The sequence below is a fragment of the Nocardia sp. NPDC055029 genome, assembly GCF_053608525.1.
The window spans coordinates 92,855-115,776 of the sequence record NZ_JBSGVQ010000006.1; the positions used below are offsets into that span (position 1 = coordinate 92,855).

The following is a 22,922-nucleotide window of genomic DNA, read 5'->3' on the forward strand; positions in this document are numbered from 1 at the left end:
TCGATTCCAGGACAAGGAGTCCGAAGAGATATGACTGTCGAGACCACACCGGCCGCGAACCGGCGCACCGTCCGCAACGGCGATTTCGAGCTCGCCGTGTTCGAATACGGTGACGCCGCGGCCGACACCGTCGTGCTCGTGCACGGCTGGCCCGACACACATCACCTGTGGGACAAGGTGATTCCGCGCCTCGCCGAACGCTTCCACGTCGTCGCCTACGACACCCGTGGCCACGGCGAGTCCACCCGCACCCAGCGCACCGCCGACTTCCGGCTCGAGGAACTCTCCCGCGACTTCTACGCGGTCATCGACGCGGTGAGCCCCGACCGTCCCGTCCACGTGCTCGCCCACGACTGGGGTTCGGTGCAGGTGTGGGAGGCCGTGTGCGAGCCGCAGGCCACCGAGCGGATCGCCTCGTTCACCTCCGTGTCCGGCCCGAACCTCGATCACCTGGCCGCCTGGACGCGCGATCGGCTCTCGCGGCCGACCCCGCGCAACATCTGGCAGCCGGTGACCCAGGCGCTGTCCTCGGCCTACACCGCGTTCTTCATGACCCCGGTGCTGCCGCGCGCCACCTTCAACGCCATCGGCACCGAGAAGGTGTGGCAGCGGGCCGTCGCCGTCATGAACGACACCGCGCCGGCCAATGTCGTGCTCGGGCCCACGTTCCGGCGTGACATGGTCGACGGGCTGCTCATCTACCGCGCGAATATCGCCCAGCGCATGCTGTCGCCGCGCGAGCGCCGCACCGAGGTGCCGGTACAGCTGATCGTCGCCGGACGCGACGTGGCCGTGCGCCCCGCCGGTTACGACGATTCCCACAAGTGGACCGCGCGGCTGTGGCGTCGTGACGTCCCCGCCGGGCACTGGATGCCGTTCTCGCATCCGGACCTGCTGGCCACCGCGACCACCGAACTGATCGACGCGCTCGGCGGCGGCGAGGTGCCCCGCGGCCTGGCGCGCGCCGAGGTCGGCCGCGGCCGGAAGGAATTCGGCGACAAGCTGGTCGTGATCACCGGCGGCGGCAGCGGCATCGGCCGCGAGACCGCGCTGGCCTTCGCCCGGCTCGGCGCCGAGGTGGTGATCTCCGACGTCAACGAGAACGCGGCCAAGGAGACCGCCGAGCTCATCCTCGCCGAAGATGGTGTCGCGCACGCCTATTCGCTCGACGTATCGGACGCAGACGCGGTGCGTGAGCACGCGAACGAAGTGATCGCCGTGCACGGCGTGCCCGACATCCTGGTCAACAACGCCGGTGTCGGCCAGGCCGGCAGCTTCCTCGACACCCCGTCCGAGGAGTTCGACCGGGTGCTGCGGATCAACCTCGGCGGTGTCGTGAACGGCTGCCGTGCCTTCGGCGCCGCGATGGCAGAGCGCGGCCTCGGCGGGCACATCGTGAACCTGTCCAGCATGGCCGCCTACAGCCCGCAGCGGGACATGGCCGCCTATGCCACCAGCAAGTCGGCGGTGTTCATGTTCTCCGACTGCCTGCGCGCCGAACTGGCCGATCGCGGCATCTCGGTGTCGACCGTGTGCCCCGGCATCGTGCACACCAATATTGTTGCCACCACCCGGATTTCGGGTGTCTCCGCCGAAGAAGAGGCGGCCACCCAGCGCAAGTTCGACAAGCTCTACGAGCGGCGCGGCTATACCCCCGACAAGGTCGCGGCGCAGATCGTGAAGGCGGTGCGCAGCGGCCGTGAGATCGTGCCGGTGACGCCGGAATCGTGGGTGCAGTACCGGATCAACCGGATCGCGCCCGGCGCGGTGCGGTTCGCGGCTCGCCGGATGAAGCTGGTCTAGGCGATCACGCCCGGCGCAGTTGCTCCTCCACGGCGGCGACGTGCCGGGCGTCCACGCCCCACGGATTCTCGACACCGACCTGGCGGTCGAGATCCCACAGCACACATTCTTCGCCCGGTCGCGCCACCAGCGACCAGGCGACCACGGTGCGGCCCAGCTGTTCGATCATCGACCCGTGGTCGGGTGCACTGTCGCCCGCGCCGTCGGGGAAGTGATGCAGGAACCGGCCGTAGGCCTCGGTGCAGAACTTCGCGTACAGCTGGGTGCACAGGATGAGCCCGTGCCAGGCCTCGTCGACCGCGTGCGAGGGCATGCCGATCACCTGGTCGTCGCGCATGGCCGCGCCGCAACAGCGCAACCATTGGCGCAGCCCGGTTTCCACCAGGTCGCGCGGCTGCCAGGGGCAGGTCTTGAAGATCGCGTCGGGGAAGTGCAGGTCGGCGACCGTGCGGTCGACCGTGGTGAGGTCGATCGGTCGCGGACCGCGTCGGGGGAACGAAAGCGCCACGAATTCACTGTAAGCCCCCTGAGCGGTCGCCCGTAGGTGCTGCTGGGGACGGCCGGGGCGGCTAGCCTGCGGATATGGTTTCGATGTTGGTGATCGTGCTCGCGTTTCTGGTGATCGGTGTAGCGGTGCTGGTCACGACCATCGTGGTGCTGATCCGCAAGCTGAGTCCGCCCCGCAACGATCACGGGTACGTCGATCAGAGCTGGTTGGCCGGGTCGGCGGGCGGTTTCGGATTGTTCGACGGGTCGCCGGGGCCACACGGTCACGGATCGAGCTGCGGTGGTGGTTCGACCAGCGGCTGTGGCGGCGGGAGCACCGGTAGCTGTGGCGGCGGCTCGAGCAGCAGTAGTTGTAGCGGTGGGAGCAGTAGCAGCTGTGGTGGCGGAAGTAGCAGCAGTTGTGGTGGCGGAAGCAGTTGCGGCGGCGGCTCGTGATCGTGTGATCCACGCCTCAGCACCCTTGACCTGAACTTCGCTCGAGGTTCCATGCTGGACGCGTCCCGTGAACACCACGAAGGAGTCGCGATGCGTGCAGTGCAGGTCAGGGAATTTGGTGGTCCCGAAGTGCTCGAGGTGCGGGAATTCCCTGTGCCGCAACCGGGTCCGGCCGAGGTGGTCGTCGATGTCGAAGTCGCCGACGTGATGTTCCTCGACACCCGGCTGCGCAGTGGCTGGGGCCAGGACTTCTTCCCGCTGAGCCCGCCGTATGTGCCCGGCGGCGCGATCGGCGGTGTCGTCTCCGCGGTGGGTGCCGAGGTCGATCCCGGCTGGCTCGGCAAGCGCGTGGTCACCCAGACCGCCGCCAGCGGTATCGGCGGTGGTGTGCCGACCGGCGGCTATGCCGAGAAGTCGCTCGCCAAGGCCGAGACGCTGATCGAGATCGCCGACGGGCTGAGCACCCAGCAGGCCGTCGCGCTCGCCCATGACGGTCGTACCGCGCTGGCAGTATTCGATCGTGCTGCCGTCCAACGGGATTCGTGGGTTCTGATCACCGCGGCGGCGGGCGGGCTCGGCACCCTGCTCATTCAGCTGTCGGTGGCGGCGGGCGCCAAGGTGGTAGCGGCGGCGCGGGGAGCGGGCAAACTCGCTCTCGCGGAACGACTCGGCGCGACCGCGGTCGTCGATTACTCGACCGACAACTGGGACCAGCGGATCCGCGAGATCACCGGTGGGGGAGCGCATGTCGTCTTCGACGGCACGGGTGGGGCCATCGGCGGCCAGGCGCTGACCGCCGCGTCCGACAAGGGTCTCTTCCTCGGATACGGCTCCGCGGCAGGGGGTTTCGCGACAGTAGACGCGGAGGCTGCTGCCGCCCGCGGTGTCACGGTGCTCGGACTGTTCGACATTGTCGCCGGTGAGGTCGACTGGTCGGCCCTCGCCCGCCGCGCGCAGGCCGAGGTCGTCGCGGGAACGCTGGAAGTGGTTATCGGACAGACGTTTCCGATCGAGCAGGTAGAACAGGCGCACTCGGCGATCGAGAGCCGATCGGCACTCGGTCGTACCCTGTTGACGATCGGCGCGTCATTGTAACTTATTATGCGCCGCAAGGGAATACGCGATAAGTTCATACTGTGCAGGGAATTATTGTCATCGCGGTGATAGTTGGGGTTCTCTTGTTGGTCGGCGGGGTGATCAAGCTGGCCAGTAACCCGGGGAGCAGTATGGAGCGGCGTGACCGCGAGGGGCGGGCACGCGAACATCGGCCGAAGGCTGAAAAGGCTTAGCCGGCATCAGGATTCGGTCGCAGGACCACCACGGCGATCGGTCGCCGCGTCTTCGTCTGATAGGCGCGGTACCGGTCGCCGTTGACTGCGTTCACCAGCTCCCATCGCCGGGCGTAGTCCGGATCGTCCGGGTAGGTCGCCCGTGCTGTCACCGTGATCTTGCGGGTCCCCACCTGGATCTCGCACTCCGGCTGCGCTTTCACATTCGCCAGCCACCCCGGCGGTCGCGCCGACCCGCCGTTCGATGCGGTCACCAGGAAGTCCGCGCCGTCCTTGGCGTAGGTCAACGCCGAGGTCCGCGCCTGCCCGGTCTTGCGCCCCACCGTCCGCAACAACAAGGTCGGATTCCCGAACAACAACCGGTGCCCCACCAGCCCACCACTGTGCTCGTACACCCACTGATGCCCCCGAAGAACCCGCACGAAGATGTCGGTCATGCCCCCATCCTCGCCCGCCCCTCCGTACCCCGCCACCTGGCTCGCCGAGTGGTCAACCTCGCACCCCACCGGGTACCATGCGACTCGTTCGCGGACACCCGCGACCAGGGGCGGTAGCTCAGTCGGTTAGAGCCGCGGACTCATAATCCGCTGGTCGTGGGTTCGAGCCCCACCCGCCCCACTTTCCCCGCTGACCAGCAGATATGTCGTCACGCTGCCGCCGGGTCGATCCAGTCCAGTGCGCGTGCACCAACAGATCATCGACGTCCCATGGAGTCCATGGGAGGCATCCCTCTGCGTCAACCCGTCAGCAGTGCGTGAACGGCATTGTCCAGCAGGGTGATTCGATCGGCGGGAACGCGGCTCGGGATCTTGCCTGCGGCGGCTAGTCCGGCGATTCCGTGCACCGTCCCCCAGATCATCGCGGTCCTGCGTGCCACTTCGTCGTCGTCCACCTCGGCGGGCTGGTTGGCGGCGACGGTGGTCGACAGAACGGTCCAATACCGGGTCGCGGCGGTGTGCAGGACGGGATCGTCACTCATCGCGACGAGTGGGCCGAATGCGAGTGCGTGCACGTGGGGCCGCGTATCGACGAAGTCGACGTAGGCGCGCACGAGGGCGCGCAGTCGGTCCTCGGGGGCGGGCCCCGCGCTGGCTACCGCGGTCTCGGCATCGGCCGCGGCTTCCGCGAGGCCGGCGCCCGCTACGGCAGCGAGGAAGCGACGACGGTCGCCGAAGTGCACATACGGGGCCTGGTGGCTGGTGCCCAGAGCTTGTGCCACCTTGCGGATGCTCAATGTTTCCGGAGGTTCGTCCCGGAGCAGGTCCAGGGCGGTCGCGATGAGCCGGTCGCGCAGCGTCGCATTCGCTGACACAGAGCACCTCCCCACATGGTTGACAGTGTCAATCTACCGGACGATGCTGTATTTAGGTTGACACTGTCAATCGAAGGGATGGCAGCGATGTCCGAGCAGATCATCGAGACAACCGTCGGCCCGCTGGCCGTGCGTGACACGGACCCGGACGGCATGCGCCCGCCCGCTGTCCTCTGGCACAGCCTGTTCGTCGACAGTCGCAGTTGGGTGCGCGTCGAGCCCGCGCTGGCCCGCGATCGTCGGCTCGTCATCGTCACGGGTCCCGGGCACGGGACGAGCGGCGACTGCGGCCGCCGGTACACGCAAGGAGAATGTGCCGAGGCCGCGGTCCAGGTGCTCGACCGGCTGGGCGTCGATGTGCCCGTGGACTGGGTCGGGAACGCGTGGGGCGGTCATGTGGGCATCCTCGTCGCCGCCGGGCACCCCGAACTCGTTCGTACGCTCGTCACCGCGGGCACGCCCGTGCACGCCTACACGTGGAAGGGGCGACAGCGGACACGACTGCTGCTCGTGCTCTACCGCGTCCTCGGCCCGGCTCGGTTCCTGGTCGACATCCTGAGCAAGGTGCTGCTGTCGCCGCAGACGTGGGCGAGCGATCCGGCGGCCGTCGCGATGGTGGGCGAGGAGTTCGGCGCGGCGGACCGGCGCGCGATGGCGAACGCGATCGTCTCGGTCTCGCTGCGCCGTCGCGACCTCACGCCGGCACTGCCCGCGGTTCAGGCGCCGACGCTGTTCCTCACCGGCAGCGACCATGCTGACTGGACTCCCGACCAGGCGCGGGCGTCCGCGGCTGTTCTGCCGTCGGGATCGGCGGCTGTCATCGAGGGGGCGGCCTATCTCCTTCCGCTCGAGCGCCCGGACGAGTTCGTTCGGGCAGTGGAAGAGTTCTGGGCCAGGTGATCACCCGTGCCCGATCGTCGCAGCGGATCGCGCCGCGTCGGTGTCGGTCCGGTCCCGCACCAGCTGAGCGCGCTTGTCACCCTTGGCCCAGGTATGCGTGCCCGGCTTACGCGCCTCGGTGGCCAACTGCTTGACGGTGTGGGCGCACACGAACTCCTTCAGCTTCGCGCCGGGGCGGCCGCCGAGGTGGTACCACTTGGCGGCATCGTCCTTGTCGGCGAACTGGAAGACGCCCGCGTGGCGGCCGAGGCTGATGCACTGACCAGCGAAGCCCAGGTCGATCGGGTCGGGGTGCTGGTCGGTGATCCGGCGCAGGATCGTGTCGGCGGCGTGCGCGCCCAAGGGGCCCGCCGCCTGGCAGCTCATCCGGAACGGCAGGTTCGACGGTGCCGCCGAATCGCCCGCCGCGACGATCCGCTCGTCGTCGATGCTGGTCAAGGTCTCGTCGGTGAGCAGGCGGCCGACGGCGTCGGTGCGCAGGCCGCTGCGGGTCGCCAGGTCGGGGACGCCGAATCCGGCGGTCCAGATGGTGACGGCGCTGCGGAGGATATGACCGCCGCTGAGCCGCACGGCATCCTCGGTCACCTCGACGACCTTCGCGTCGGGGCCTTCGAGGACCGTCACGCCGAGCGCCGTCAGCCGCTTGGCGACCGCGCGCCGACCGCGCGCGTGCAGGTAAGGGCCGAGTACATCGCCGCAGATCAGCGTCACGGCGCGACCCTGCTCCGCCAGCTCGGCGGCCGTCTCGATCCCGGTCGGCCCCGCGCCGACCACCGTCACCGTGGCCGTCGCCGCCGTGGCGTCGAGCGCGGGTGCCAGCCGCTGCGCTTCCTCCAAACTCGCGATCGGATAGGCGAATTCGGCCGCGCCCGGTATGCGCGACGCCGCACTGCCGCTCCCCACCGCGTAGATCAGGTAGTCGTAGCCGATCGTGTCGCCGCCGGCCAGTGTCACGGTGCGCCCGGCCGCGTCGATCCCGGTCACCGCACCGACCATCAGTCGCACACCCGACGCCAGTACCTCGCTGTACTCGGTGACCGCGTCGTCGGTCCCACCTACCAGCTGATGCAACCGAATTCGCTCGACGAACCGTGCCCGCGGGTTGATCACCGTCACCGCCACCTCGGCCCGCTGCGTCAGCCGATTGGCCGCCATCACACCCGCGTACCCGCCACCGATCACGACCACATCGATCTTCTCGCTCATCGGTTTCTCCTTCACTCGAGGGTTCGGGCATAAGACGCCACCGGACCACTCGATGTGACAGTGCGTGACGCGAGTCACTGCGCGAGGCGACTTCAGGCGCGTGAGCTCGCGAGCAGCTCGCTCCACCGCTGGATGACGAGTTCGGTGTAGTTGTCGGCGGTGATGTCGTAGGCCCCGAGGGCGTAGCCGTCGTTCGCTTCGACCAGGGCGGTGCGGCCGTCGGCCAGCACGCCGAAGTCGATGCCGTACGCGATCGGCGCGGTCGCGGTCCGGTGGTATGCCGCGACGGCGGACTCGACCACGCCCATGTCCAGGGTGATGGTGCGGTCGCCGTCGTAATGGTCGACGGTCACGATCCGTCCGTCGATCACGTAGACGCGGTACTCGGTGCGCCAGGCCACGACCTCGGAACATCGGACCCGCCGTCGCCGGCTGGTGCTGTGCCACGCGATGGCATCGCGTTCGGAATAGCAGACCGTTCCGGTGAAGCGCTTGCGTCGGTCGGCGGGTTTCACGAAAACCGGTGTCGCCAAACCGGTATCGAGGGCGCTCTCGACCTCGCCCAGGGTCGATGTCCACACTTTGCGCCCGAGGTAGTCGCGCAGGGCCTCGGGGTAGTCGTCGGGCTCGGGCACCGGAATGTGCAGTTGGCGCATCGCGCCGTGCATAGCGTCGGTATCGCCGGCGATGAAGGTGTCCGGCCCCAAGGGCAACTGCCGGTGGTGGATTCGCTTCATGCTGTAGTGGCGGACCGGAATGCCGCGACGCTTCAGCCCTTCGGTGAGTAACCGCTCCTCGTGCCGCATCGGACCCGAGCCGGCGTATTGCAGAAACGCGACATCGAACCTCATCTTCCCAATGATCCGCCACCGCATCGTGGTTCGTGGGGTGATTACTGATTATGCAATCCCCGCACCAGGAGCGCGACCATGCGACGAGGGTTGTAGCGGGGGTGGCTTCCGGCTCCGATGCACAGGTTGCCGACCGCGCGCAGGAACTCGTAAGGGTCTGTGCCGGAGGCGATTTCGCCTGCGTCCGTGGCCGCTTCGAGGAGCTGGGCGCAGGTGGGGATAAGGCGGTCGAGGAAGTAGGTGTGCAAGGTTTCGAAGGCGGCGTCGCCGGACTGGAGTGCTTCGGCGAGGCCGTGTTTGGTGGCGAGGAAGTCGACGAACTGGTCGATCCAGGCGGTGAGGGCGGCGTGGGGGGAGTCGCTGGAAGCCAGGAGAGCCGGGCCCGCTTCGGCGCAGGCTTCGACCTGGTGGCGGTAGACGGCGACGATGAGGTCGGCGCGGGTGGGGAAGTGGCGGTAGATCGTGCCGACGCCGACGCCCGCCGCGGTGGCGATCTCGCGCACGGGGACGTCGACGCCGGACGCGACGAAGGCCGCGGCGGCGGCGTCGAGCAGGGTCTGCTGATTGCGCCGCGCGTCGGCGCGCTTGCGGGGCGCGGCGGGCGCGCTGTCGTTGTCGGCCACTCTGCCTCCGGGGGTTGGCAAGCGGAACAATGTTCCGTATGTTGATTAGCGGAACATGGTTCCGCTTGTTCAGGATGTCAGACCCGGCGACCTGGACCAAGTCGCACAGCTCACGGAGGAGCAATTCATGCAGTACCGCAGCCTCGGTCGCACCGGCGTGCAGGTCAGCAGTCTCGTGCTCGGCGCGATGAACTTCGGCCGGTTGGGCGATTCCACGCAGGACGAGGTCACCGCCATGGTCGACGTCGCTCTCGACGGCGGCATCAACCTCGTCGACACGGCCGACATGTACGGGCAGGGCGAGTCGGAGGAGCTGATCGGCAGGGCCATCGCAGGCCGCCGCGACGACATCGTGCTGGCCACGAAGGCGAGCATGCCGATGGGGGAGGAGCGCAATCATCGTGGCGGTTCGCGCCGCTGGCTGGTCACCGCGCTCGACGACAGCCTGCGCCGCCTGGGCGTCGACCACGTCGACCTGTATCAGATCCACCGCTGGGACCCGAGCGTCAGCGACGAGGAGACGCTGTCGGCGCTGACCGATCTACAGCGGGCGGGCAAGATCCGCTACTTCGGCTCGTCGACATTCCCCGCGTACCGCATCGTGCAGGCGCAGTGGGCGGCACGGGAACATCACCTGGGCCGGTATGTCACCGAGCAGCCGAACTACTCGATCCTGCAGCGCGGCATCGAAACTCACGTCCTGCCGGTCACCCAGGAATACGGACTCGGCGTGCTGGTCTGGAGCCCACTGGCGTCGGGCTGGCTCTCGGGCGCGATCCGCGCCGACCGCGAAATAGCCACCAGCCGTTCGGCATTCATGCCACATCGCTTCGACACCGCCATCCCGGCCAATCAGGCCAAGATGAACGCCGTCGAACAGCTGGCCGTTCTCGCCGATCAGGCTGGGCTGACCATGATCCAGCTCGCCCTCGGCTTCGTCACCGCCCACCCAGGCGTCACCAGCGCCATCATCGGCCCACGCACCATGGCGCACTTGCACTCTCAGCTCGCCGCCGCCGACACAGTCCTGCCCGCCGACGTTCTCGACGCGATAGATGCCATCGTCGCCCCCGGCGTCGACCTCGCCCCCGAAGAGAAGCACGACACCCCACCGTCACTGCTCGACGCCTCGCTGCGCCGCCGCTGACCGCTCAGGCGAGGAGTTCGCGGGACAGGGTTGTGGCCCACCAGGTTTCGATGCGGTCCGGTGACCAGCCGCGTTCGGCGGTGAGGGTGGTGAAGACGTCGATGGTGCACAGGGCGGCGTAGATGTCGACCGAGGTGGCGAGGTCTTCGCGCAGGGTGCCGTCCGGCCAGGAGGTGAAGACCTGGATGCGGGTGTCGTCGGCGCGGCGGCGGGCGTCGAGGTAGGTGGTGGCCAGGTCGGGTTCGGTGCGGGCGGCCTCGCGGACCAGAGCGATGACGTCGGCGGCGCGTTCGAAGAGGCGGCGGTCGTAGCCCGCCATGGCGGCTAGCTGGCGGGGTGGGTCGCCCACGGCGGCTTCGAGTTCGGCGAGCATCCGTGGGGCGTCGGCGGACAGGTCGGCGGCGTCGACGACGGCCTGGACCAGGCCGGTCTTGTTGCCGTACGCCGAGTACACGGTGGGGACGGAAACGCCTGCCTCGCGGGCGACTTCGCGGACGGTCGTCGCGGCCCAGCCCTGGGTCACGAACAGGCGGCGCGCGGCCTGGGCGATCTCGACACTGGTGGCCTGGGCTTGCAGGGTGCGGCGCAGTGAGTCGTAGCGGCGGCGCGGTGGCTCGCTGGACAACGGTTCCCCTTTCGTTTTACGGTCACTATATTCAAAATATGAGTGATAAATCCAATATCGCGAGCGGGTCCGGGTTCCGGCGCGTCGCCGGTCTCGCTGGCATCGTGTTCGTGCTGGTCATCCTGGGTGCGAATCTGATTCTGGTGCCCGCCGGACTTCCCACACCCGGCACCGACCCCGGCGAGGCGGCCACCTTCTTCGCCGATCATCGTGGCCTGGTGGCCGCAGCCATGGCGCCGACACCGCTGGCGTGGTTCTGTGCCGTGCTGTTCGGCGCGGGCGTGCTGACGGTGCTGCGGCCGATCGAACGCGCGGCGGGCACGGCATGGTCGCTCGTCGGTTTCGCCGGATTGCTGCTGCAGAATGCCACCTTCACGGTGATCGTCGGAATCCGCTACGCCCTGGGGATCTCGCCCGACGGTGGTGCGCTGTGGGCCCTGCATGATGCCCTGCTCGCGCTCAACGGAACCTTTCTCGCACTGGCACTCGTCGGCCTGACGATCGCCGGACGTTTCGGCGGCCTCGTTCCACGCTGGCACGCGACGCTCGGATTTCTCGCCGCCGCACTGCAATTCACCGCCGCGACGATCGCGCCGGTCGTCATCGACGAGAAGGGTCCGCTCGGTCTGATCGGCCTGTCCGGCTGGCTGCTGTGGACGATCTGGTTCGCCGCGTACGGCATCGCCCTGCTGCGGAGGGCGGGATGACTTTTGTCATCGTCTGCCCATGCGGATCTCATCGGTAATCGGTGATCGCGCGTACTACTGGCGACGGCCCCCGTCGACGACCGTGGAAGGTGTGAGAAAGGGGCACACGATGAACGACATCGTCATCTCCGCGCGCGGACTGCGGCGCACCTACGGCCGCGGCGAGCAGGCCTTCGAGGCCGTCAAAGGCGTGGATCTCGACATCGTCGAGGGGGAGGTCTTCGCGCTGCTCGGCACCAACGGTGCGGGCAAGACCTCGACGCTCGACCTGCTGGAGGGGCTCGCCGCCCCGTCGGCCGGTGCGGTCGAGGTGTTCGGCCTGGACCCGCTCCGGCACCGCGATCAGGTCCGCGCGCAGGTCGGCATCATGCTGCAATCCGGTGGGCTGCCCGCCGAACTGACCGTCGCCGAGACACTCGAGATGTGGCGCGGCACCTGCACCAACCCGACCACCGTCGAGACTGTGCTCGCACAGGTCGGCCTGGTCGATCGCGCCGAGGTGCGGGTCGGTTCGCTGTCGGGCGGGGAGCAGCGCCGCGTCGACATGGCCTGTGCGCTGCTCGGTCAGCCGCGCCTGCTGTTCCTGGACGAGCCGACCACCGGACTCGATCCGGAAAGCCGCCGCAGGACATGGCAATTGCTCGCCGACCTCAAGGCCGCCGGGGTGACGATGGTGCTCACCACGCACTACCTCGACGAGGCCGAGTCGCTGGCCGACCGCATCGCCATTATGGACAAGGGCGTGATCGCCCGGCGCGGCACGCTGCGCGAGATCGTCGACGACCATCCGGCGCGCATCGTCTTCGACCATCCCGGACTGCCGGTGCCGCCGCTGCGCGGCGCGAATATCGAAGCACGCGAGCGCGTCACCGTCAGCACCGACGACCTGCAAGGTCACCTGTTCGAACTGCTCGCCTGGGCGCGCGAGGCCGGCGTCCGGCTGACCGGGCTCGAGGCTCGCGCGGCCTCCCTGGAATCGGTCTTCCTCGACATCGCGGGCGACGCCGACGCGCGGCCGAACACCCCCGAACTGATCGGAGCACGACGATGACCACCATCACCGCACCTCGCCCCCGCCCGCTCACCGCGCTCGCCAAGGCGGAGTGGTTGCAGTTCCGGCGTAACAAGACTCTCGTCTACATGGCGACGCTGTTCCCGGTCGGGATCCCGCTGGTCACCTATTTCATCGCCCGCAAAGACACCGAGCCGACGACCGCGATGGCGGCGGTCGCCTTCGAAATGCTCGCGCTCATGGCATTGATCTTCGTGCAGTACTACTCGGTGCTGTCGATGGTGACGACGCGCCGCGGCGAGGGCGTGCTGAAGCGGCTGCGCACCGGTGAGGCCGCCGACTGGCAGATCCAATCCGCCCCCGCGGTGCCCGGTGTCCTGGTAACCCTCGTGTGCACCGCCGCCGTCGCCGCGGCGGTCTACGGCAGTGGCGCGCCCGCACCGGTCAACCCGGTGCTGATGGTGCTGGCGTTCGTGGCCGGGATCGGTGTGTTCTCGCTGCTCGCGCTGGCCACCAGCGCGGTGACCAAGAACGCCGAGGCCGCGCAGATCACCTCGCTGCCGGTGATGGCCCTCGCCATGGTCGGCCTCGCCTCGATCCGCACCGTGCTGCCCGACCGGCTGGCCACGCTCGCCGACTGGACACCGTTCGCCGCCGTCTCCGACCTGGTCTTCCTCGGTGCGTCCGGCAAGACGGCGACGGCCGCGGAGTCCGACGCGGTATCGAGCTTCGCCGGCACCGTCACCGAAGCGGGCCGCCCGTTTGCGACACTGGCGATGTGGACCGTCCTGGCGCTCGCGCTGACCCGCAAGAGCTTCCGGTGGGACGATCGCGGGTGAGCCGATGGACCGCCTGGTGGCACGAGCTGTCGAGCGCGGCGAAGTTCCGCCTCGCCACGCGGCTCACCTTCCAGGGGAGCATCCTCGGGGTGGTCGTGGTGATGCTCAATTCCGCGGGCTCGCGGTGGTCGGCCCCGGTGATCGTGGTCGCCGGAATCACCGCGGTCCTCGCAGTAGCGGCACAGCACGATTTCGCGACGGTGCCGGGTGGGGTGACGCGGCAGTGGGCACCGCTGCTGGCGGCGGTGACATTGCTGGCGATGTGGGCGGTTTCGGCGGCGATCGCCCGCCTGGCCACGGCCGAGTCGACCGTCCGCGACGCGCGGGTGGCGGGCGGACTCGCGGCCCTGCTGGCCATGTTCGCCGTCATCCCCTTCATTCGGCACCGGTGGTGGGTGCTGCTCGGCCTGAGTCTCGCCACCGGCCTGGCGTTCGGATCGTCGCCACTGTCCGCACTGGCGCTGGCGGCGGTGTATCTGCTCACCGGAGTAGTCGTCGTCGGCTTGACGGCCTTCACCGTGTGGGGACTCAGAGTCGTCGACGAACTCGACCGGGCCAAACTCGTCGAGGCCGAACTGCAGGTCGCCGAGGAACGACTGCGATTCGCGCGCGATCTGCACGATGTCGTCGGCCGCGGGTTCTCCGCGATCGCGGTGAAAAGCGAACTGGCCGTGGCGCTGTCGCGTTCCGGTGACCAGGAGCGGGCCGTGGCGGAGATGGAGGAGGTGCGGGAGCTCGCGGTCGAATCGATGGGGCAGATGCGCACACTGGTGCGCGGCTACCGCAATATCGATCTGCGCGGTGAAGTGGCCGGGGCGCGCTCGCTGCTGTCGGCCGTTGGCTGCGAGCTCGTCGTCGAAGGTGACGCGGCCAAGGTGGGGCCGCAGTTCCACGAAGTCGCGGCCTGGGTGGTGCGCGAGGGCACGACGAATATCGTCGAGCACTCCGCGGCGACCGTGGCGACGCTGGCGCTCGGCAGCGCGGGCATGTCGCTGCGCAACGACAACCCGCACGGCGCGACCGGTGAACGCTCCGGGTTGCGTGGACTGGCCGAGCGGCTCGCCGCGGTCGGCGCGACCCTCGACGTCACCGCGACCGGCGACGAGTTCATCCTCGAAATCCACTGGGAGAAGAAGTGATTCCGGTCTACCTCGCCGACGACGAGACCCTCATCCGCGCCGCACTGGCGACAATGCTCGATCTGGAGACCGACCTGGAGGTCGTCGCGCACGTCGGCTCCGGGACGGAACTCGTCGACCTCTGGCGACGTCGCGCCGAGGCGGCCGAACCGGTGGCGGTGGCCGTCATCGACCTGCAGATGCCGGGCATGGACGGTATCGACACCGCGGTCGAGCTCCAGCGGATCACGCCGGGCGCGGGCACCCTGATCGTCACCAGTCACGGCAGGCCCGGCTATCTCAAGCGCGCGCTGTCGGCCGGCGTGCGCGGCTTCCTGCCCAAGACGACCTCGGCGGCGACCCTGGCCGAGGTGATCCGCACCGTGCACAACGGCGGCCGCTACGTCGATCCGGAACTGGCCGCCGAGGCCATCAGCGCAGGCGACACCGTGCTCACCGCCCGCGAGGCCGACGTGCTCGAATTCGCCGCCGACGGCGCGTCCGTCGACGACATCGCCCGCCGCGCGCACCTGTCACCAGGCACAACCCGCAACTACCTGTCGTCGGCGATGAGCAAGCTCGGCGTCTCCAACCGCTACGAAGCCGCGCTCAAGGCCAGAGAGAAGGGCTGGATCTAGAACGGATCGCGCTGCCCACGCCGGTCGCTGCGCCTAAGGTGTGGTGCATTACGGCGGACGGATGAGGGAGTGGCGGTGGCTGCTGCGCTGGTGAAGGGGCAGAACGCGGGGTTGACACAGCCGGAGGTGGTGCTGACCGTGCGGGGCGGGGTGGCGGCGGATCTGTCGGCGCTGCTGGTGACCGGGACCGGGAAGGTGCGGTCCGACGCCGACTTCGTGTTCTTCAATCAGCCACAGGCGCCGGGGGTTCGGCTGAGCGGGGCGGTGCTCACGGTGTCGCCCGGGGTGGTGCCCGCCGAGATCGAGCAGATTCGCGCGGTGATCACCGTTGCGGCAGCAGGGGATACGTTCGGTGGTGCGGCGCCGCCGGTGGCATCGGTGGCCGATGCCGCGGGAAATGTGCTGTACGAGTACGTGATCGACGGGCTCGACCAGGAGTCGGTGGTGATCGCGCTCGAGCTGTACCGGCGCGGCGAGCAGTGGAAGGTGCGAGCCGTCGGGCAGGGATATGCCGGTGGGTTCGCGGATCTGGTCACCGATCATGGGGTGAGCGTCGACGACGAGCCGGAAGCCGTGGCCCAGCCCGAGATTCGGACCGTGCCCGGAGAAGCGGCGCTGTCGTTCGAGAAGCGGCAGAAGCTGGACATGCGTAAGCACGAGGTCGCGAAAGTGCTCATCGACAAGAGCGCGTTCGGTACGCGGGCGCGCGTGGTGCTGGTCATCGACAAGACCGGCAGCATGCAGAAGCTGTATCGCGGCGGCACCGTGCACCGCGTGGTGGAGCGGATGATCCCCGTCGCCACTCAGCTCGACGACGACGGCACCCTCGAGGCCTACCTCTACGCGCTGACCTTCGCCAAACTGCCCGACATCACCGTCGCGGGCGGGGAGCAGTGGGCCCAGACGTACCTGCATCTGACCGGCACCCACGACGGCATCGATTACGACGGCATCGGCGGTCGCAACGACGAACTCCCGGTGATGCGCGCCGTCATCGACACCCTCACCGCGGGCGCCGTCCCGACTCTGGTCCTGTTCTTCACCGACGGCGGCTTCGCCAAGAAACGCGAAATCGCCGCCCTCATGCGCGAAGCCGCTGCCCTGCCCGCCTTCTGGCAGTTCATCGGCCTCGGCAAAGCCAACTTCGGCGTCCTGCGCACCCTCGACGAACTCGACGGACGCGTCGTCGACAACGCAGGCTTCTTCGCGCTCGACGACATCGACCAGGTCGACGACACCGAACTCTACCGCCGCCTCCTCGGCGAATTCCCCGACTGGCTCCGCGCCGCCCGCACCGCGGGCATCATTCGCTAGCCCGCTCGCGGGATCGGTTCGAACGGACCCGCTGGATCGCCGCGCCCCACAGCAGTTGCACCGACGGAAGCACTTGATGCAGCTGGATGGACTCCTTGGTCAGCTGGGCTGTCGCTCGCGCCTTGGTGGCCGCCGACGCCTTGGACACATGGCCGGAGTCGAACGGCGGCTGCGGATCGTATTCGATGAGCAGTTGCACCGCCTTGGCCGGTGCTTCGCCGCAGATCTGGCCGAAAAGCCAGATCGCCAGGTCGATTCCGGCCGAGACGCCCGCTGCCGTCGCGATCTTGCCCTCGTGCACGATCCGCTGATCGCCGACGGGGTCGACGCCGAATGTCCGCAGCACCGGCAGCATGAGCCAGTGTGATGTGGCGCGCCGACCGCGCAGCAGGCCCGCGGCCGCCAGGATCGCCGAGCCCGAACACACCGACGTCGTCCAGGTCGACGTCTCGTTCGCGCGGCGGAGCCAGTCGAGCAGCTTCCCGTCGCGGGCGTGCTCCATCGACGTCATGCCCCCGGGCACCAGGATGATGTCGGGCGAGGGGGTCTCGTCGAAAGAGTGGGTCGCCCCGATCAGCAGCACTCCCGAGTCGGCCGGGACCGGGCCCGGATCGTGCCAGACGAAGCGTACTTCGGCGTCGGGCAGGCGCCCGAGCACCTCGTAGGGACCGATGAAGTCCAGTGCGGTGTATCCGGGGTACACCACGATGGCGATCTGCACTGTCGTCTCCTCTGTCAGGCGAAGGTCTTGCGGTACTGATCGGGCGAAATGCCCAGTCGTCGAACGAAAATGCGGCGCAGCGATTCGGCACTGCCGAACCCGCAACCGGCGGCGATGACGGTGACGGTGTCGTCGGTCTCCTCGAGCCGGCGGCGCGCGGCCTCGGTGCGGATTCGCTCGACGTAGGCGCCGGGCGCTTCACCGACCTCCCGGGTGAACACGCGGGTGAAGTGCCGCGGGCTCATCGCCGCTCGGCTGGCGAGTGCGGGAATGCTGTGTGCCCCAGCGGGTTCGGACTCGATCGCTTCCTGTGCCTCGCGGATGGGCGCACGGTTGGCGCGCGGCGTCCAGACCGGCGCGGCGAACTGGGTCTGTCCGCCCGGCCTGCGCAGGTACATGACGAGATAGCGCGCCACCATCTGCGCGGCCTCGTGGCCGTAGTCGTCTTCGACGAGCGCCAAGGCGAGGTCGATGCCCGCGGTAACGCCCGCCGCGGTCCAGACACGCTCGGAGCTGCGGACGAAGATCGGCTCGGGATCGACGGTGACCGAAGGGAATTCGCGGGCCATCCGTCCGGCGAAGGCCCAGTGCGTTGTGGCCACGCAGCCGTCGATCAGGCCGGCTTGGGCAGCGAGGAACGCGCCGGTGCAGACGCTGACGATGCGGCGGCTGCGCTCGGCCGCAGCCTGTATCCATTCGACGAGCTCCGGGTCGAGCCGCGCATCGTCGACGCCGAGGCCGCCGGGCAGCACCAGCGTGTCGACCGACTCGCGCGGATCGGGCAATGGCTGAGCGAGCAGGGCGAGGCCGGTGCGTGTGGTGGCGGGTTCCCCGGTACGGGTGACGACGCGGACCGAATAGCCGTCCTCTCCGTGCCCCTGGCCGGTGAGGTACAGGGTCGCGGCTGTGAACACCTCGAACGGGCCGACCAGGTCGAGGGCCTGGACGCCCGGAAAGCCGAGGATGAGAACTGTCTTCACGAATTCAGTGTTGGCGAAGTCTGTCGGGGCGTCTAGGTCGTCCACCCCACACATCAGGACATCGATGCTGCCCTGTCCGGACTCCTCCGCGCCGGTTCGGCGATATAAAGAGAGAAATCGAGCTACATTGTCTCAATGGTGGGCACAAGCGATTCGCGCCGGTTCGTCGTCATCGGGGGTGGTCTGGCCGGCTTGGCTGCCGCGGTGTGGCTGGCGGAGGCCGGCAAGCAGGTGACGCTGTTGGAGCGGCGAGCTCGGCTGGGTGGCCGCACGCAGGCGATGCGCGTCGCCGAGGTGAACGACCTCCCGGACAACGGCCAGCATGTGGTGGCCAGCGGGTACCACAGCCTGTGGCGGTATCTGGACAGCGTCGGCACCCGGCAGTACGTGGAGTTTCCGGGTGCCGGGAGTCTGCGCTGGCCAGGCGGTCGCGCAGTCATGTTGTATACCAAGGGTTTCGGTGCATGGCGCACGCTGATGGGTGCGCATCCCGACGCGGGCCCGCTGGATCGGCTGCGTGCGCTGCGGTCCTCGCTGCTGTTGGTCCGGCAGGCGCTGTGGCAGCCGAGGGACCTCGCCGACATCACCACCGAACAGTGGTTCCAGCGTGTCGGGATGCCGGCGAAAGCGCGTGAAGCCCTGTGGGATTGGCTCGCGCTCGGCATCGCGGCGGAGCCGGTGGACAGAGAGTCGGCGAAGGTGTTCGCCGACGTGCTGGCCACCGGGGTCCGGATCGGGATGCGGGACCGGGTGGCTGTCACGATCGGGTACCCCACCGTGGACCTGGACACCCTCTACATCTCCGGCGCCGAGAAGGTCTTCGAACGCCACGGCGTCGATGTGCGCTACCGGGCGGTGGCCCGCAAGATCGTCGTCACCGACGGAAGGGCGACCGGCGTGCAGATGGCGGACGGCTCGGTGATCGAGGCCGACGCGGTGATCTGCGCGGTCCCGAACTCCACTATCGGCGGGCTCCTCGACGACCTGCCCGAACATGCCGAAATATACGCCGCAGCCGACAAGCTGGGTGTCACCCCGATCGTGAGCACGAACCTGTATCTGGACCGGCCACTGAAGACCGAGTCGGCCATGGAGGCGCTGATCGGCGGCACCGGCGTGATCGATCAGGTCTTCGACCGGCAGCGCATGCACGGTCGCACACCCGAAGGAACCTGGCTGTACTGCTTGACCACCAGTGGCGCCTACGAGCAGATCCACAAGAGCAACGACGAGATCGTCGCCGAGCAGATGGACCTCATCCGCCGCTACTATCCGGAAGCCGCCGAGGCGAAGGTCGTGACCGGCCACGTGGTGAAAATGCCCAAGGCGACGTTCTCCCAGGTCCTCGGCACCGACAACCTGCGCCCCGGTCAGCGCACGTCGGTCCCGAACCTGATGCTGGCCGGCGACTGGACTCGCACCGACTGGTCGGCGACGATGGAAAGCGCCGTCCAGAGCGCCGAACGCGCCGTCGCGGCGCTCCTCGACCAGTAGCGGCAGAAAACTCGGTTGTCAGTGCTCCGGGGGCATCGTTAGCGTGTCTACCGTTTGTGACCGACACACCGAGAGGACACTCCATGGAGCCCGTCACCGAACGCGACATCAGGTCGTCGTTCGTCAACTGTTCGAAAGGGGACGCCAAACGCCTGTCCGTGCCGCGTGACCTCGATGCTCGTCCCTGGGACGATCTCGACTTCCTCGGCTGGACCGACCCGTCGTATCCGGGCCGCTGCTATCTCGCGGTCCCGCGTGACGGCGACCTGGTCGGCGTCACCCTGCGGCACGAGACCGGCGGATCGGGCAAGACACAGATGTGCGCGTTCTGCCTGACCACCCACACCGGCGGCGGCGTCTCGCTGATGACCGCGAACAAGGCCGGTGAGTCGGGACGGCGCGGCAACACGATCGGCAGCTATCTCTGCACCGATCTGGCCTGCTCGCTGTATGCCCGCAACAAGAAGCGGCCCGCGCTGGGCAGCCGGTATCGCGAGGACCTGACGCCGGAGGAGAAGGCGCAGCGGGTGCGCGAGAACCTCTACGCCTTCCTGGACCGCCTGTACACCTAGCCGATTCGCCCGCCACCCGACAAAGGAGGTAGCTGCCATGTGCCGACACTCGAGACCCCGCACGCCAGACGACCCGAGTTCTCCTGCTGGACAACAGAACTCGGGTCGTCGGGTGCCTTGCCGGTCGAGGTGGCCCGGGAATCTCCCGGACCGCCTGCGAGCGGACAGGGATCAGAGCATGGCGTTCATGATGGTGCCCGCGCTGGTGGCGACCGCGCCGCCGATCATCGCGCCCGCGATCATCTTCGGCGACTCGAGACCGCCGCCGGTCCACTTCTCCCAGGCGAACTTGCCGCCCGCGTAGGTGATGGCGATGACGCCCGACAGCAGGATGAACCAGGTGAAATAACGCACCAGCTGCAAGATCTTGTCCGACATCGGGGGTGCTTCGGGAGTCGGATTGCCCATCTGCGCCAAGGTATCGGTGACGGCGGCCAGAATCATGTTTGCTCTCACTCGGTACTCGGGGGGAACGGCGATGAACTGCTGTCGCTGATGTTATCCGGTCGAATCGGGTGCCGCAGCCGCCCACCCGGAGCGGACCGATCGGTTTTGTTGGTGTGCCGGGGGTTCGCGCCCGTATCCTGGACTCGTTCGAATACGGCAGTGCTGGAACGCAGTTCGCATCACGCGAAAAGGGGAGCAGGCTATGAGCATCATTCTGACGTCGATGGCCGAGACTGTCACGACGTTCGCGCAGGTCAGCAATCCTACGCCCGAGGCGCCGCCGCTGTCGGACAAGATCATGCAAATGGTCCAGTACCTGACCTGGTTCATGATCCTGTCCGGTGTGCTGGCCATCACCGTCGCTGGCGGAAAGTTCGCCTGGGAGAAGTGGAACGGCAGCTCCATGGAGTCGCCGAAGATGATCGCGGGCGCGATGATCGGCGGCGTGGTGGCCACCAGTGGCGGCACCATCATGAACGCCATCCTCGGCTAGATCCGGGCGCCTTTGGCGCGGTTGCAGCCCCGGCACAGGATCTGCAGGTTCGCCGCGCTCGTCGCACCACCGCGGCTGAGCGGGATGATGTGATCGAACTCCAGGTAGTGGCCGTCACCGCACTCGACGCAGCGACCGCCGTCGCGCTGCCACACCTGGGCTTTCACGTCCTGCGGGATGCTGCGGCTGTCGCGCTGGCCCGGTGTCAGGACCAGGCGTTTCGCCACGCGCAGCGCACCTTCCAGCGCGGCGGCCACATAGTCGGGATCGGTGACCCCGAAGGTGGCGCCGCCGCGCGCCGAGGTCGCGGCGAGCACCACGGTGCCGTGCTCCGGGTGCACGGAAACCACCCGGTTCCACGGCAGTTCGATGCCGGTGCCGTCGCCGACGAAGCGCAGTTTCTTGGAGCTGCCGATCAACCGGCCCTCGGTATTGCGCGGGCCGCGCGCGAGCATCCTGATGTGCACGGCGGGCAGGTCCAGGTGCACCCGCTCCTCGGGATCCAGGTGCAGGCCCGGGGTGTCGATGGTGGGCAGTTCGCCGGCGCGTAGCCGGGACAGGGTGCGGCCGCGGTGCATCCGGCGGCGCAGGTCCTCGACGATCGGGCCGGACAGGGCGAGTTCGCTCACCACGTGCTCGAACGCGTCCAGTTCGTCGGCGAACACCTCACCGTCGGCGAAGGCGAACGCGACCATCCGCTCCACCTGGGTCAGTCCTGCCTCGCGCAGCACCGCCCGCCCGTGCTCCTCGTCGATGCGCTGGTAGCGCAAGGCCGCCCACACCTCGAGCCAGTCCTCGGACAGGGTGCCGGGGCCGGTGAGCACCCGCCGGGCCCGGTTGCGCCAGTGCGTGAGGAATTCCTCCACCTCACCCGCGCACGACCGGCACTGGCCGTGTCCGCCGAAGATCTTGCGGCGCAACGGGTTGCCGCAGCGGGGGCAGCGGGCACGGTGGTCCTGGATGTGCGGGCGGGTGCTCGTCGTCCACTCGTCGCCGTCCCACCAGCGCAAGTGCCCGGGGACCTGCGGGTCGGGATGCCAGTCGGCCAGTTCCGGGTTCGGTGGTGGTGGCGGCGGGACATCGATGACGCGCCGGGTGAGGGCAGGCGGGCGCGAGGGCGACCGTCCGGTGTGCGCGTGGGTGCCGGGATCGGCGGTGGTGTCGTGGTCGGAGAACTCGGCCGCAGTCGACGTCGAGTCGCCATGCGGTACCCGGGCGAACTCCGCACGATCGGCGGTGCGTGACGACGCCTGCCGTGCCGCCGAAGTCGACGCAGGGGTTCCCGATCGCTCGGCGCCGGGATGTCCGCCGGCCGGCTCGTTGACGGTGACGCCGAATTCGGTGGCCAGCCCCGCGAGCCCGCCGGACCACCCCTGGCCGATCGCCCGGAACCGCCACTGCCCGTCGCGCCGGTAGAACTCGCCGAACATCATCGCCTGCACGTCCTCGATGCCGTCCAGCACGAACTGGGCGACCGGACCGTCGGCGGCGTGCACGGTCAGCGTGAGATCGGTGAGCTGATCGAAGGTGCCCTCGTCAAGGGAAGCGCTGACGACGATGCGCGCCACCTCCGCTTCGGTCCGCGGCAGCGACACACTCAACCGCGCGGTCCCCGGCGCGGGCTCCTGATCCAGCGTCACCGCCTGCGAGGCATGCCGCGGCGCGTTGAAGAACACGAAATCCCGATCGCCGCGCACCAGCCCCGACTCGGTGACCAGCAGTGCGTGCGCATCGACGGCATGCGCCGACCGCCATGAAAGAACCACGGCGAGAAGCGATGTCGGGACCGGCGCGTGCGCGCCCTTACGTAGTTCCATGGTGCTCGCATGATGTCATGCCCTACCGACAGGGTTGTTGGAGCGCTGGCGCGCTCGAGGTCGCGGCCCCTC

The 22,922-nt window shown here is 68.5% G+C and carries 25 protein-coding genes and 1 tRNA gene; 15 read left to right on the forward strand and 11 right to left on the reverse strand.

Annotated features, from left to right (window positions below; genetic code table 11):
- The first annotated feature begins 30 nt into the window (after nucleotides 1-30).
- Nucleotides 31-1,803: an SDR family oxidoreductase gene (locus ACWF9G_RS07905; RefSeq protein WP_379308363.1), complete on the forward strand. Its 1,773-nt coding sequence runs from the start codon at nucleotides 31-33 to the stop codon at nucleotides 1,801-1,803.
- A gap of 4 nt (nucleotides 1,804-1,807) precedes the next feature.
- Here the strand turns inward: ACWF9G_RS07905 and ACWF9G_RS07910 are convergent, their stop codons facing one another.
- Entirely contained in the window at nucleotides 1,808-2,311 is a 504-nt protein-coding gene (locus tag ACWF9G_RS07910; protein ID WP_379308364.1) for a glycine-rich domain-containing protein, read from the reverse strand.
- A gap of 74 nt (nucleotides 2,312-2,385) precedes the next feature.
- Between ACWF9G_RS07910 and ACWF9G_RS07915 the strand changes: the two genes are divergently transcribed.
- A complete protein-coding gene (locus tag ACWF9G_RS07915; RefSeq protein WP_379308365.1) occupies nucleotides 2,386-2,745 on the forward strand; it encodes a hypothetical protein in 360 nt (119 codons plus the stop codon).
- 90 nt (nucleotides 2,746-2,835) lie between these two features.
- Nucleotides 2,836-3,840: a zinc-binding dehydrogenase gene (locus ACWF9G_RS07920; RefSeq protein ID WP_379308366.1), complete on the forward strand. Its 1,005-nt coding sequence runs from the start codon at nucleotides 2,836-2,838 to the stop codon at nucleotides 3,838-3,840.
- Between the two features lie 190 nt (nucleotides 3,841-4,030).
- On the opposite strand, the gene ACWF9G_RS07925 is transcribed toward ACWF9G_RS07920, so the two are convergent.
- A complete protein-coding gene (locus ACWF9G_RS07925; RefSeq protein WP_379308367.1) occupies nucleotides 4,031-4,471 on the reverse strand; it encodes a nitroreductase family deazaflavin-dependent oxidoreductase in 441 nt (146 codons plus the stop codon).
- 107 nt (nucleotides 4,472-4,578) lie between these two features.
- Between ACWF9G_RS07925 and ACWF9G_RS07930 the strand changes: the two genes are divergently transcribed.
- Nucleotides 4,579-4,652: transfer RNA gene (locus ACWF9G_RS07930), tRNA-Ile, on the forward strand.
- Between the two features lie 118 nt (nucleotides 4,653-4,770).
- Here ACWF9G_RS07930 and ACWF9G_RS07935 read toward each other — a convergent pair.
- The gene (locus ACWF9G_RS07935; RefSeq protein ID WP_452514486.1) at nucleotides 4,771-5,346 is read right to left on the reverse strand and encodes a TetR/AcrR family transcriptional regulator; all 576 of its coding nucleotides are present in this window, start codon (nucleotides 5,344-5,346) and stop codon (nucleotides 4,771-4,773) included.
- An 87-nt stretch (nucleotides 5,347-5,433) separates the two neighbouring features.
- Between ACWF9G_RS07935 and ACWF9G_RS07940 the strand changes: the two genes are divergently transcribed.
- Nucleotides 5,434-6,246, forward strand: coding sequence for an alpha/beta fold hydrolase (locus tag ACWF9G_RS07940; protein ID WP_452514487.1), 813 nt, complete (start codon nucleotides 5,434-5,436; stop codon nucleotides 6,244-6,246).
- Here ACWF9G_RS07940 and ACWF9G_RS07945 read toward each other — a convergent pair whose 3' ends face one another.
- From ACWF9G_RS07945 to ACWF9G_RS07955, 3 genes are all read right to left on the reverse strand, one after another.
- The gene (locus tag ACWF9G_RS07945; protein WP_452514488.1) at nucleotides 6,247-7,452 is read right to left on the reverse strand and encodes an NAD(P)/FAD-dependent oxidoreductase; all 1,206 of its coding nucleotides are present in this window, start codon (nucleotides 7,450-7,452) and stop codon (nucleotides 6,247-6,249) included.
- A gap of 92 nt (nucleotides 7,453-7,544) precedes the next feature.
- Nucleotides 7,545-8,303, reverse strand: coding sequence for an ATP-grasp domain-containing protein (locus ACWF9G_RS07950; RefSeq protein ID WP_452514489.1), 759 nt, complete (start codon nucleotides 8,301-8,303; stop codon nucleotides 7,545-7,547).
- A gap of 41 nt (nucleotides 8,304-8,344) precedes the next feature.
- The gene (locus ACWF9G_RS07955; RefSeq protein WP_452514490.1) at nucleotides 8,345-8,926 is read right to left on the reverse strand and encodes a TetR/AcrR family transcriptional regulator; all 582 of its coding nucleotides are present in this window, start codon (nucleotides 8,924-8,926) and stop codon (nucleotides 8,345-8,347) included.
- A 127-nt stretch (nucleotides 8,927-9,053) separates the two neighbouring features.
- Here ACWF9G_RS07955 and ACWF9G_RS07960 point away from each other — a divergent pair, with 127 nt between their 5' ends.
- Entirely contained in the window at nucleotides 9,054-10,073 is a 1,020-nt protein-coding gene (locus ACWF9G_RS07960; protein ID WP_452514491.1) for an aldo/keto reductase, read from the forward strand.
- Between the two features lie 4 nt (nucleotides 10,074-10,077).
- On the opposite strand, the gene ACWF9G_RS07965 is transcribed toward ACWF9G_RS07960, so the two are convergent.
- A complete protein-coding gene (locus tag ACWF9G_RS07965) occupies nucleotides 10,078-10,698 on the reverse strand; it encodes a TetR/AcrR family transcriptional regulator (RefSeq protein WP_452514492.1) in 621 nt (206 codons plus the stop codon).
- Between the two features lie 38 nt (nucleotides 10,699-10,736).
- Here ACWF9G_RS07965 and ACWF9G_RS07970 point away from each other — a divergent pair, with 38 nt between their 5' ends.
- The 6 genes from ACWF9G_RS07970 to ACWF9G_RS07995 all read left to right on the forward strand — a co-directional run bounded on the left by ACWF9G_RS07970 (nucleotide 10,737) and on the right by ACWF9G_RS07995 (nucleotide 16,326).
- Nucleotides 10,737-11,405 carry a hypothetical protein gene (locus ACWF9G_RS07970; RefSeq protein WP_452514493.1) on the forward strand — a complete coding sequence of 223 codons (669 nt, stop codon included), beginning with the start codon at nucleotides 10,737-10,739 and terminating at the stop codon, nucleotides 11,403-11,405.
- Nucleotides 11,406-11,514: 109 nt separating this feature from the next.
- Nucleotides 11,515-12,456, forward strand: a complete 942-nt coding sequence (locus ACWF9G_RS07975) for an ABC transporter ATP-binding protein (protein WP_379308376.1) — start codon at nucleotides 11,515-11,517, stop codon at nucleotides 12,454-12,456.
- On the forward strand, nucleotides 12,453-13,256 hold the full coding sequence (locus ACWF9G_RS07980) for an ABC transporter permease (RefSeq protein WP_452514494.1): 804 nt from the start codon (nucleotides 12,453-12,455) through the stop codon (nucleotides 13,254-13,256). Before ACWF9G_RS07975 ends, ACWF9G_RS07980 begins: the two co-directional genes overlap by 4 nt.
- Nucleotides 13,253-14,395, forward strand: coding sequence for a sensor histidine kinase (locus ACWF9G_RS07985; RefSeq protein WP_452514495.1), 1,143 nt, complete (start codon nucleotides 13,253-13,255; stop codon nucleotides 14,393-14,395). Before ACWF9G_RS07980 ends, ACWF9G_RS07985 begins: the two co-directional genes overlap by 4 nt.
- Entirely contained in the window at nucleotides 14,392-15,012 is a 621-nt protein-coding gene (locus ACWF9G_RS07990; protein ID WP_379308379.1) for a response regulator transcription factor, read from the forward strand. The genes ACWF9G_RS07985 and ACWF9G_RS07990 overlap by 4 nt, the downstream gene beginning before the upstream one ends.
- A gap of 75 nt (nucleotides 15,013-15,087) precedes the next feature.
- Nucleotides 15,088-16,326, forward strand: a complete 1,239-nt coding sequence (locus ACWF9G_RS07995) for a vWA domain-containing protein (RefSeq protein ID WP_452514496.1) — start codon at nucleotides 15,088-15,090, stop codon at nucleotides 16,324-16,326.
- On the opposite strand, the gene ACWF9G_RS08000 is transcribed toward ACWF9G_RS07995, so the two are convergent.
- Both ACWF9G_RS08000 and ACWF9G_RS08005 read right to left on the reverse strand, forming a co-directional pair.
- Nucleotides 16,316-17,047, reverse strand: coding sequence for a DJ-1/PfpI family protein (locus ACWF9G_RS08000; RefSeq protein ID WP_452514497.1), 732 nt, complete (start codon nucleotides 17,045-17,047; stop codon nucleotides 16,316-16,318). The two genes, ACWF9G_RS07995 and ACWF9G_RS08000, sit on opposite strands and share 11 nt — an antisense overlap.
- Before the next feature lie 14 nt (nucleotides 17,048-17,061).
- A complete protein-coding gene (locus ACWF9G_RS08005) occupies nucleotides 17,062-18,081 on the reverse strand; it encodes a GlxA family transcriptional regulator (RefSeq protein ID WP_452514498.1) in 1,020 nt (339 codons plus the stop codon).
- Nucleotides 18,082-18,162: 81 nt separating this feature from the next.
- Here ACWF9G_RS08005 and hpnE point away from each other — a divergent pair, with 81 nt between their 5' ends.
- Nucleotides 18,163-19,521, forward strand: coding sequence for a hydroxysqualene dehydroxylase HpnE (hpnE, locus tag ACWF9G_RS08010; RefSeq protein ID WP_452514499.1), 1,359 nt, complete (start codon nucleotides 18,163-18,165; stop codon nucleotides 19,519-19,521).
- 83 nt (nucleotides 19,522-19,604) lie between these two features.
- The gene (locus ACWF9G_RS08015; RefSeq protein WP_452514500.1) at nucleotides 19,605-20,093 is read left to right on the forward strand and encodes an FBP domain-containing protein; all 489 of its coding nucleotides are present in this window, start codon (nucleotides 19,605-19,607) and stop codon (nucleotides 20,091-20,093) included.
- A gap of 171 nt (nucleotides 20,094-20,264) precedes the next feature.
- On the opposite strand, the gene ACWF9G_RS08020 is transcribed toward ACWF9G_RS08015, so the two are convergent.
- Nucleotides 20,265-20,537, reverse strand: coding sequence for a hypothetical protein (locus tag ACWF9G_RS08020; RefSeq protein ID WP_379038438.1), 273 nt, complete (start codon nucleotides 20,535-20,537; stop codon nucleotides 20,265-20,267).
- A 205-nt stretch (nucleotides 20,538-20,742) separates the two neighbouring features.
- Between ACWF9G_RS08020 and ACWF9G_RS08025 the strand changes: the two genes are divergently transcribed.
- A complete protein-coding gene (locus ACWF9G_RS08025) occupies nucleotides 20,743-21,033 on the forward strand; it encodes a hypothetical protein (protein ID WP_379308385.1) in 291 nt (96 codons plus the stop codon).
- On the opposite strand, the gene ACWF9G_RS08030 is transcribed toward ACWF9G_RS08025, so the two are convergent.
- Complete coding sequence (locus ACWF9G_RS08030; RefSeq protein WP_452514501.1) at nucleotides 21,030-22,850, reverse strand: TerD family protein; 1,821 nt, start codon at nucleotides 22,848-22,850, stop codon at nucleotides 21,030-21,032. The two genes, ACWF9G_RS08025 and ACWF9G_RS08030, sit on opposite strands and share 4 nt — an antisense overlap.
- Between the last annotated feature and the right edge of the window lie 72 nt (nucleotides 22,851-22,922).